This is a genomic window from Domibacillus sp. F004, from assembly GCF_057814295.1.
In genome coordinates this window covers 1-251 of record NZ_JBVATB010000072.1, presented here as the reverse complement: position 1 = coordinate 251, position 251 = coordinate 1, and the positions used below count along the sequence as shown (strand labels likewise).

Genomic DNA, 251 nt, shown 5'->3' with positions numbered 1-251 from the left:
TTTCCATCCCATCAACAGCGACAAGTGGAGCAGGTGTGAGAATTACAGTGACAAATGGTGGACTGAGTAAGAGTGTGCTCATAACCATCCAAGACAATCCGGCAACTAAAGTAAAGAGTATAAATGTAAATCCAACCACTGTAACGCTAGCAGCAGGCGCGACCCAACAGTTAGATGTAACGGCATCAATGGGAGATGGAAGTACAAAAGATGTGACATCTGGAACGGATGGAACGAAGTATGTAAGTAGT

At 44.2% G+C, this 251-nt stretch carries 1 protein-coding gene; it reads left to right on the top strand.

The features are described from left to right. A partial coding sequence (locus tag ACZYRN_RS19455; RefSeq protein WP_488913209.1) for an Ig-like domain-containing protein occupies positions 1 to 251 on the top strand: 251 nt, incomplete at both ends.